The 11,173-nt window shown below is 71.0% G+C and carries 1 protein-coding gene; it reads left to right on the top strand.

Translation table 11 applies throughout. From position 1 onward, the window contains the following. Nucleotides 1-43 precede the first annotated feature (43 nt). A complete protein-coding gene (locus tag AC0VYN_RS21020; RefSeq protein WP_475532211.1) occupies nucleotides 44-11,152 on the top strand; it encodes a type I polyketide synthase in 11,109 nt (3,702 codons plus the stop codon). The last annotated feature ends 21 nt before the right edge of the window (nucleotides 11,153-11,173 follow it).

The raw sequence follows: 11,173 nt of genomic DNA, 5'->3' as shown, positions 1-11,173 counted from the left end.
AATGATCAAGAACTGTTTGGTGTCCGCGAGGGGGCAGGGCTAAGTGTCGAACGAAGAGAAGCTCGTCGAGTACCTGAAGCGGGTCATGGCTGATCTGCGTCAGACCCAACGCCGCCTCCGGGACGTCGAGGAGAAGGCCCAGGAGCCCATCGCGATCGTCGGGATGAGCTGCCGCTTCCCCGGTGGGGTGCGGTCCCCGGAAGAGCTGTGGGAGCTGCTCGCCGCCGGCCGCGACGCGGTGTCCGAGTTCCCGGACGACCGTGGCTGGGACCTCGACTCCCTCTACGACCCGGACCCGGACCGTGCCGACACGTCGTACGTCAAGGAAGGCGCCTTCCTCTCCGACGCGGGCGCCTTCGATCCGGCGTTCTTCGGTATCTCGCCGCGTGAGGCGCTGGCCATGGACCCGCAGCAGCGACTGCTGCTGGAGACCAGCTGGGAAAGCATGGAGCGAGCCGGTGTCGCCCCGGCCTCGCTGCGCGGTACCAAGGCCGGGGTCTTCATAGGCACCAATGGTCAGGACTACGTCGAGGCCCTGCGCCAGGCTCCGAAGGGCGTCGAAGGCTATCTGGCCACCAGCAGCGCGGCCAGCGTGATGTCCGGCCGGCTCTCCTACGCCTTCGGGTTCGAGGGCCCCGCCGTGACGGTGGACACGGCTTGTTCCGCGTCGCTGGTCGCCCTGCACATGGCAGTGCAGTCACTGCGCCAGGGCGAGTGCTCGGTCGCCTTCGCCGGCGGAGCCACCCTGATGACGACCCCAGGGCTGTTCGTGGCGTTCAGCCGCCAGCGGGGGCTCGCTCCCGACGGCCGGTGCAAGGCGTTCGCGGCGGGCGCGGACGGCACCGGCTGGGGTGAGGGCGTGGGCATGCTGCTGCTGGAGCGGCTGTCCGACGCCCGGCGCAACGGGCACCCGGTGCTCGCCGTGATCCGCGGTTCCGCCGTCAACCAGGACGGCACCAGCAGCGGCCTGACCGTACCGAACGGCATCTCCCAGCAGCGGGTGATCCTCCAGGCACTGGCGAACGCCCGGTTGTCCGCGGCCGAGATCGACGCCGTCGAGGCGCACGGTACGGGGACGACGCTGGGTGACCCGATCGAGGCGCAGGCGCTGTTGGCGACGTACGGCCAGGACCGTCCGGAGGACCAACCGCTGCGGCTGGGCTCGGTCAAGTCGAACTTCGGGCACACCCAGGCCGCGGCCGGTGTGGCCGGTGTGATGAAGATGGTCCTCGCCATGCGGCACGGACTGCTGCCGCAGACGCTGCACGTCGACGAGCCGTCGCCGCAGGTGGACTGGTCGGCCGGAGCTGTCGAGCTGCTGCGGGAATCCATGCCGTGGCCGGAGGGTGAGGAGCCCCGCCGAGCCGGTGTGTCGGCCTTCGGCGTCAGCGGTACGAACGCGCACGTGATCCTGGAGCAGGCTCCGGCTGTCGAGGAGGTGCCGGCGACGGAGTCCGCTTCGGGTGTCGCGCCGGTGGTGGTGCCGTGGGTGGTGTCGGGGAAGTCCGAGGCGGCGTTGCGGGCGCAGGCCGGGCGTCTGGCCTCGTTCGTCCGGGACCGGGCGGACCTGTCGCCGGTGGATGTCGGGTTGTCGTTGGTGACGACGCGGTCGGTGTTCGAGCATCGGGCCGTGGTCCTGGACGGTGCGGACGGTCTGGGTGCGCTGGCCGAGGGTCGTGAGTCCGCGGGTGTGGTGTGGGGGAGTGCGGCCGGTGCTGATGGCCGTGCGGTGTTCGTGTTCCCGGGGCAGGGGTCGCAGTGGGCCGGTATGGCGGCCGAACTGCTGGAGTCCTCGCCCGTGTTCGCGGTGCGGATGGGTGAGTGCGCGGCGGCTCTGGAGCCTTACGTTGAGTGGTCGTTGACCGATGTCGTCCGTGACGCCGGTAGTGATGCCTGGCTGGGGCAGGTTGATGTGGTGCAGCCGGTGTTGTGGGCTGTGATGGTGTCGCTGGCCGAGGTCTGGCGTTCCCATGGTGTTGAGCCGGCTGCGGTGATCGGTCATTCGCAGGGTGAGATCGCGGCCGCGTGTGTGGCGGGTGCGCTGTCGTTGCAGGACGCGGCGAAGGTGGTGGCGCTGCGCAGCAAGGCGATCCGGGCTCTGTCCGGGCGGGGCGGCATGGTGTCGCTCTCTCTCGGTGTGGAAGCCGTGCGGGAGCGTCTTGCTGCTTGGGGTGGTCGTCTGTCGGTGGCGGCGGTCAACGGCCCGGCCGTGGTGGTCGTGTCCGGTGACGCGGACGCCTTGGACGAGTTGCTGGCGTCGTGTGAGGCGGACGGTGTTCGGGCTCGCCGTGTGGCCGTGGATTACGCCTCGCACTGCGCGCACGTGGAGGAGATCGAGGACGTTCTCCTGCGGGAGTTGGCCGCGATCACTCCCCAGCCGTCCACGGTGCCGTTCTATTCGACGGTGACTGCCGGGGTCCTGGACACGTCATCCCTGGACGCGGGTTACTGGTATCGCAACCTGCGTCAGACGGTCCGCTTCGCCGACACCCTGCGCGCCCTCCTGGACGACGGTTTCCGTCTGTTCGTGGAGTCCAGCGCCCACCCGGTGCTGACGATGGGCGTCGAGCAGACGGCCGAGGAACACATCAACACGCCTGTCACGACGGTGGGTTCGCTGCGCCGTGGTGAAGGCGGCCTTACGCGTTTCCTGACCTCAGTCGCGGAGGCATTCGTCGGCGGCGCTGCCGTCGACTGGGCGGGAGTGTTCACGGGTACGGGTGCCCGCCGGGTCGACCTGCCTACCTACGCCTTCCAGCACCAGTACTTCTGGCTCAAGGCGCCCGCCTCCCGCGTCGGTGACGTGGCGGCTGTCGGTCTCCGCTCGGCTGACCACCCGCTGCTGGGAGCAGTGGTGTCGATGGCGGACGCGTACGGAATGGTGCTGACCGGCCGGTTGTCACTCGCGGCGCAGCCGTGGCTGGCTGACCACCTCGTACTGGGCAGGGTGGTGGTGCCGGGGACGGTGTTCGTGGAGCTGGCCCTTCGTGCGGCGGACGCGGCCGGTTGCCGGACACTGGAGGAACTGACGCTCCAGGCGCCGTTGGTCCTGCCCGAGTCGGGTGCGGTGCAGGTACAGGTCGTCGTGAGTGGTGCGGATGATCCCGAGCGCCGCGACATAGGGGTCTACTCCCGTCCCGAGAGCGACGACGACGAACCCTGGACCTGCCACGCCAAGGGCCTGCTCGCCACGTCCGAGGGTGAGGCCGGCAGGGAACCGCACCAGTTGGCCGTGTGGCCGCCCGCGGGAGCCTCGCCGGTCCCGGTGGACGACCTGTACGAACGACTGGCCGCGCTGGGACTGGACTACGGGCCGGTCTTCCGCGGCGTGCGGGCGGCCTGGCGGCAGGACGACGACCTCTTTGCGGAAGTGGCGCTCCCGGAGGAACAACGTGAGGAGGCGGAGCGCTACGGCATTCACCCCGCGCTGCTGGACGCGGCATTGCACGTGACCGGTGTCGGTCATCCGACGGATACGGATGCGGGCGCCGATGAGGCGGAGGACGCCGGTTCGGCGCGGCTGCCGTTCGCCTGGAGCGGGGTGTCGCTGCACGCCGTCGGTGCTTCCCTGCTTCGGGTGCGCCTGTCCAGGACTGGGGCCGACGGCGTGTCCCTGGTGGTCGCCGACGCCACCGGAGCACCGGCGGCGTCGGTCGGCTCGCTGGTGGGCCGTCCCGTTTCGCCGGAGTTGCTTCAGAGCGCCGCCCGGCCGTCGCTGGACTCGCTGTTCGGGGTGAGCTGGGAGACCGTGCCGACCGTTGCCGCGCCGGCCGCCGGGCAGGAGTGGGCCGTGCTGGGTACGGACCCCGCATGTGTCGAGGCACTGCGTGGATCGGCCGGGCGGCAGGCGCCGACCCTCGCCGAGTTGTTCCCCCCGACGGGACAGGCGTACCCCGAAGTTGTGGTGCTGCCGTGTGTCTCCTCGACGGACGACATCACAGCCGACACGCGTGAGCTGACCAGTCGCGCGTTGCGCGCCGTACAGGAGTGGCTCGGCAACGCGGCCACCGCCGGGTCGAAGCTGGTCTTCCTGACGCGCGGCGCTATGGCGACGACCTCCGGCGAGGACGTGACGGGCATGGCGGCCTCAGCCGTCTGGGGCCTCGTCCGCTCCGCGCAGACGGAACATCCGGACCGGTTTCGGCTGATCGACCTCGACAGTTGGGACGGCGCCGGCGACACGCTGCGCTCGGCCCTCGGCACCGACGAACCTCAGCTCGCCGTACGGTCGACCGAGCTGCGCGCCCCTCGCCTGGTCAGGGCTTCCGCGCCGACGACGGCTGCGGCGACCGGCCCCTGGAGTGCCGAGGGATCCGTACTCATCACCGGCGCGAGCGGTGTACTCGGCGGCCTGGTCGCCCGCCACCTGGCCGCCGAGTACGGCGTACGGCACCTGGTGCTGGTGTCCCGCCGGGGCCAGGACGCCCCCGGAGCCTCGGAACTGGCCACCGAACTGGAATCCTTGGGCGCTCACGCGGTCTTCGAGGCCTGCGACGTGACGGACCGCGCCGCACTGGCCGGTGTTCTGGAGCGTATTCCCGACGCCGCCCCCCTGCGCGGTGTGGTGCACGCCGCGGGCGCCCTGGACGACGGCGTGGTGGACGCGCTGACACCCGAGCGGATCGACGGCGTACTGCGACCGAAGGCGGACGCGGCCCTGCTCCTGCACGAGCTGACCCGGGACCTGGACCTGTCCGCGTTCGTGCTCTTCTCGTCCGCCGCCGCGGTCTTCGGCGCAGCCGGCCAGGCAAACTACGCCGCGGCGAACGCCTTCCTGGACGCCCTGGCGGCGCACCGGCGCGCGCACGGCCTGCCCGCCGTCTCGCTGGCCTGGGGCTTCTGGGCCGACCGCAGTGAGATGACCGGACACCTGGGCGACACCGACCTCGCCCGGATGGCGCGCGGCGGCGTCGTACCGCTGTCCTCGCGGGAAGGTCTGACCCTCTTCGACGCGGCCACCGCTGCCGACGAGGCACTCCTCGTCCCGGTACGGTTCGCCGGCACCGCCCTGCGAGGAGGGGACGGTCCCGTACTGCCGTTGCTGCGCCGACTGGTGCGTCCCCACGTGCGACGCGCCGCGACGGCGACGGACACGGCCGACGGACTGGCCGGCACCCTCGCCGGAATGTCGGAGACGGAACGGGAACAGACCGTCCTCGACCTGGTCCGCACCCACATCGGAGCCATACTCGGATACGCGGCGGGCGACGAGGTCGCACCCGACCTGGCCTTCAAGGAGTTGGGTTTCGACTCGTTGACGGCGGTGGAGTTGCGGAATCGGTTGAACGGGGCCACGGGGCTGCGGTTGCCGGCGACGTTGGTGTTCGACTATCCGTCGCCGGTGGTGCTGGCGCGTCATCTGCTGGCGGAGTTGGTGTCGGCGAGCGCGGTGGACGGCAGTGCGGGGATTGTGCGGCCCGCGGTCGGTTCGGGGCGTACGGCGGCTTCGGTGGTGGACGAGCCGGTCGCGATCGTGGCGATGAGCTGTCGTTTCCCGGGTGGTGTGCGTACGCCGGAGGAGCTGTGGCGGCTTCTCGAGCGCGGTACGGATGCCATGGCCGCCTTCCCCGACGACCGCGGCTGGGATCTGGAGGCGCTCTACCACCCGGACCCCGACCACAAGGGCACGGCGTACGCGCGTGAGGGTGGTTTCCTTTACGACGCCGGTGATTTCGATCCTGGGTTCTTCGGTATTTCGCCGCGTGAGGCGTTGGCGATGGATCCGCAGCAGCGGTTGCTGTTGGAGACGTCCTGGGAGGCGCTGGAGCGTGCGGGTATCGACCCGGCGTCGGTGCGCGGCAGCCAGACCGGTGTCTTCGCCGGGATCATGCACCACGACTACGGCTCCCTCTCGGTTCCGGACGGCGTCGAGGGCTACATCGGAAACGGTACGGCGGGCAGTATCGCTTCGGGGCGGATCTCGTACACGTTCGGTTTCGAGGGTCCTGCGGTGACGGTGGATACGGCGTGTTCGTCGTCGTTGGTGGCGTTGCATCTGGCGGTGCAGTCGCTGCGGCAGGGGGAGTGTTCGCTGGCGTTGGCCGGTGGTGTGACGGTGATGGCGACGCCGGCGTTGTTCGTGGAGTTCAGCCGTCAGCGGGGTCTTGCTCCTGATGGCCGGTGCAAGGCGTTCGCGTCGGGTGCGGATGGCACCGGGTTCTCCGAGGGCGCCGGGATGCTGTTGCTGGAGCGGCTGTCTGATGCCCGGCGCAATGGGCACCGGGTGCTGGCGGTCGTGCGGGGTTCGGCTGTCAATCAGGACGGTGCGAGCAATGGTCTGACGGCGCCGAACGGTCCGTCGCAGCAGCGCGTGATCCGGGCCGCGCTGGCCAATGCCGGGCTGTCGGCCGCCGAGGTCGATGCGGTGGAGGCGCACGGCACGGGCACGAAGCTGGGTGACCCGATCGAGGCGCAGGCGCTGCTGGCCACCTACGGACAGGATCGCCCGGAGGACCGGCCGCTGCGGCTCGGCTCCATCAAGTCGAACATCGGGCACACCCAGGCCGCGGCGGGTGTCGCAGGGATCATGAAGATGGTGCTCGCGATGCGCCACGGCGTGCTGCCGCAGACGCTGCACGTTGACGAGCCCTCCTCACACGTGGACTGGTCCGCGGGGGCTGTACAGCTGCTCACGGAGACCACCCCGTGGCCGGAGAACGGTCGACTCCGCCGCGCCGGAGTGTCGTCGTTCGGCGCCAGTGGCACGAACGCGCACGTGGTCCTGGAGCAACTGCCCGACACGGAACCGGTCGCGAGCGACCGTGACGGAACCGAGTCGCCTGTGGTGGTGCCGTGGGTGGTGTCGGGGAAGTCCGAGGCGGCGCTTCGGGCGCAGGCCGGGCGACTGGCCGAGTGTGTGCGTCAGGCCGAGTTTGCGCCGGTGGATGTGGGTTGGTCGTTGGTGTCGGCGCGGTCGGTGTTCGAGCACCGGGCCGTCGTCCTGGACGGGCTGAACGGCTTGGGGGTGCTGGCCGCGGGTGGTGAGTCCGCGGGTGTGGTGCGGGGGCAGGTGGTGCCGGGTCGGTTGGCGGTGCTGTTCTCGGGGCAGGGCAGTCAGCGGGTGGGGATGGGCCGGGAGTTGTATGAGGCCTTCCCGGTGTTCGCGGACGCTTTCGACGAGGTGTGCGCGGGCTTCGACGGTCTGTTGGAGCGGTCGTTGCGTGAGGTGGTCTTCAGCGGGGACAGTTCGGTTCTGGATGCGACGGAGTTCACGCAGTGTGCTCTGTTCGCGGTCGAGGTGGCGTTGTTCCGGTTGGTGTCGTCGTGGGGTGTGCGTCCTGATGTGGTGGGCGGGCATTCCATCGGTGAGCTGGCTGCCGCGTATGTGGCCGGGGTGTGGTCCCTCGAAGATGCGTGTGTGCTGGTGGCGGCGCGTGGCCGGTTGATGCAGGCGTTGCCCGAGGGTGGGGCGATGCTGGCGGTGGAGGCCGAGGAGTCGGTGGTCCGGGCTGCGCTGGCAGACCGGGAGAGTGTGGATGTCGCGGCGGTCAACGGCCCCACTGCTGTGGTCGTCTCCGGTACTGAGGAAGTGGTCGGAGAGCTCGAAGGGCTGTGGCGGGGTGAGGGGCGGCGGGTGCGTCGGCTGCGGGTCTCGCGTGCGTTCCATTCGCCGTTGATGGAGCCGATGCTGGCCGAGTTCCGCGAGGTCGCCCGGTCGGTGGTGTATGAGGCGCCGAAGCTGGCGGTTCTGTCGAACGTGACGGGTGGGCTGGCGGATGCGGCTGTGGTGTGCGATCCGGAGTACTGGGTTCAGCACGTGCGGGAGGCGGTGCGCTTCGCCGACGGGGTGACGCATCTGGCCGAGCACGGAGTGACGGCCTGTCTGGAGCTGGGTCCGGACGGTGTCCTGTCCGGCATGGGCGCGGAATGCGCCCCACAGCTGCTGTTCGCTCCGGTCCTGCGCAAGGACCGTGATGAGGCCGACTCGATGGTGCGGGCCCTGGCGGAGGTGTTCGTCCGGGGCCATGCGGTGGACTGGGCTGGTTTCCTCGCCCCGTCCCGTCCCCGGCTGGTGGACCTGCCCACCTACGCCTTCCAACGCGACCGGTACTGGCTTCAGGCAGCCCCGTCGGCTGGTGACGTGACCTCGGCCGGTCTGGGGGCGGCAGATCACCCTCTCCTCGGTGCGGCGGTTGCTCTGCCCGACTCCGACGGCTGTCTCTTCACCGGCCGTCTGTCGCTGGCGACCCATGGCTGGCTGGCGGATCACACGGTGCTGGGAGCCGTGCTGCTGCCGGGCACGGCCTTCGTCGACCTGGCCCTCCACGCCGGGGCCCGATTCGGCTGCACGCGGCTGGACGACCTCGTCCTGGAGGCCCCCCTCGTGCTGCCGGAGAACGGGGCGGTCCAGTTCCAGGTCGTCGTCGGCGGCTCCGACGACGACGGCCGGCGCCCGGTCACCGTGTACGCACGTCAGGAGTCCGGCGATCCGGACCAACCGTGGGCGCGTCACGCCGGCGCCGTACTGACCACGAGCCCGGCGGACACGGTGCGGTCGGTGTCGGACGAACCGGCCGTATGGCCACCGGCCGGGGCCGAGGCACTGGACGTCGAGGGCACGTACGAGCGGTTCGCGCTGGGCGGGCTGACGTACGGGCCGGTGTTCCAGGGCGTACGGGCGGCCTGGCGGCGGGGCGACGAGGTCTTCGCCGACATCGCGCTGCCGGAGGAGCACGCGGAGCAGGCCACGCACTACGGCATCCACCCCGCGCTGTTGGACGCGGCCCTGCACATGGCCGGGCCGGGTGGCCTGGTCGAGCAGGGGCAGGAGGGACTGAACCGCATCCCGCTGCCGTTCGTCTGGAACGGCGTCTCCCTCTACGCCACCGGCGCGGACAGGGTCCGGGTGCGGCTCGCATCCGCGGGAACCGACGGCGTGTCGGTGACCGTGGCGGACGAGTCCGGTCGGCCGGTGGTCCAGGTGGACGGCCTGGTGACGCGCCCGGTCACGGCCGAGCAGATCGACGCCGCCCGCGACGACCTCCGCGAGTCGCTGTTCCGGCTCGACTGGCGGGGTCTGCAACTGCCGTTGACCGAGGAGCCTTCCGCCGTCCGGTGCGCCGTGATCGGCGCGAGGAGCGACGACCTGGCCGCCGGCCTGCGTGCGGGCGGCTGGGACGTCGCGCGGCACCTGACCCTGAAGGGTCTGGATGAGCACCACACCGGCGACCGTGCCCAGGTACGCGATGACGACGCGCTCCTCCCGGAGTGGGTCTTCCTCCACGTACCCGGCGAAACCGGCATCGTCCCCGGCCCCCGCGACGGCGAGGACATGTACTCGGCGACGGGCATGATCGCCGGCTCGGAGAGCGGTGCCGGTCTGCGGTCGAGGGTGGTCGAAACCCTGGAGCGAGTACAGGACTGGCTGGCGGACGACCGGTTCCTCGACATGCGTCTGGTGGTCGTCACCAGGGGTGCGGTGAACACCGCGGCGTTCGCCGCGAGCCCCGCCGACCAGGGCGTGTCCGATGCGGTGGGAGCCGCCGTTTGGGGCCTGGTGCGCTCGGCGCAGGCCGAGCATCCCGACCGACTGCTCCTCCTCGACGTCGACGGCCCGGCCGAGGCCGGAGCCGCAGCGCCCTTGGCCGCCGCGCTCACTTCGGGCGAACCTCAACTGGCCGTACGCGGCGGCAGCATCCTGGTTCCGAGGCTGGTGCGCGCCACGACGGACGCCCCGGACGGAACGGATCCCGAGGGCCCGGCGGCGCTCGGGGCCGGTACGGTCGCACACGCCGGACCGGCTGCCGGGACCGAGCCGTCCGGCGCCTCCTCTGCCACGTACGGCGGTGCGGCGCATTCCGTGGCCACCTGGGACCCGCAGGGCACGGTGCTGATCACCGGAGCGAGCGGCACACTCGCCGGTCTGGTGGCCCGGCACCTGGTGACCGAGCACGGCATACGTCATCTGCTGCTGCTCAGCCGCCGGGGTGCCGACGCCGACGGGGCGCCTGATCTGACGGCCGACCTGAGCGGGGCGGGTGCCTCGGTGACCTGGGCCGCCTGCGACGTGGCCGACCGCGACGCTCTCCGTACGGTGCTGGCGGGCATTCCCGCCAAGCATCCGCTCAAGGGCGTCGTGCACGCGGCCGCCGTGCTGGACGACGGAGTCATCGCGTCGCTGACACCGCAGCGGATGGAAGCCGTGCTTCGGCCGAAGGCGGAAGCGGCGGCCGTCCTGCATGAACTGACCGCCGAAGCCGACCTCTCGGCGTTCGTGCTCTTCTCCTCCGCAGCCGGCACGTTCGGCGGCGCGGGGCAGGGCAACTACGCCGCCGCGAACGCCTACCTCGACGCACTCGCGACCCAGCGCCACGCCCAGGGCCTGCCCGCCCTGTCGCTGGCCTGGGGCCTGTGGGAGCAGCGCAGCACGCTGACCGGCGGCCTGGGCGACACGGACCAGCGACGCATGGCCGGCATCGGACTCGGCGGACTGCCCACGGCCGACGGACTGGCACTGTTCGACGCCTGCTGCGCCGGCCGGACGCCGGTGCTGGCGCCGATGCGGCTGGACACGGCGGCCGTACGGGCATCCGTGCGGGACGGCGGAGGCGAAGTGCCGCACGTCCTGCGGGAACTGGTCCGGCTGCCCCGGCAGCGGACGGCAGGGACCACGGAGATGGCGGCAACGGGCGGCCTGCGGGAACGGCTGGCCGGTGTGCAGACGGCGGAGGGCGAACGCATCGTGCTGGACACGGTCCGCCGGAACGTCGCGGCCGTCCTCGGTCACGGCGGCACGGAAACCGTGGAACCGGCACGCGCCTTCAAGGACTTCGGCTTCGACTCGCTGACCGCGGTGGAACTGCGCAACCGGCTCAACGCGGCCACCGGACTGCGGCTGCCCGCCACCCTCGTGTTCGACTACCCGACACCGATGGCCCTGGCCGGATTCCTCCACGAGGAACTCGCCCCTCGGGGTGCGACCGGCGGCGACGTGCCCCTGTCCGAGGGGATCGACCGCCTCGAGGCCGGACTGTCGGCCATGACCCTCGAGGAGATCGGCCGCACCGACGTGATCTCACGGCTACGGGATCTGCTTGCGAAGTACGGCGACCCGCAGGAAGGCACGGAAAGCGCCGCTCTCGTCGACAAGCTCGAATCGGCGACGGACGGCGACCTCTTCAGGATGGTGGAAGAGGATCTCGGACTCATCTGACCCGACCTCGGACGACACGCG

The organism is Streptomyces sp. 63XJN7_1_ISO-PGPR-S23-121 (genome assembly GCF_056173025.1).
The sequence above is the reverse complement of the archived record's forward strand: the minus strand, read 5'-3'. Positions and strand labels throughout refer to the sequence as shown.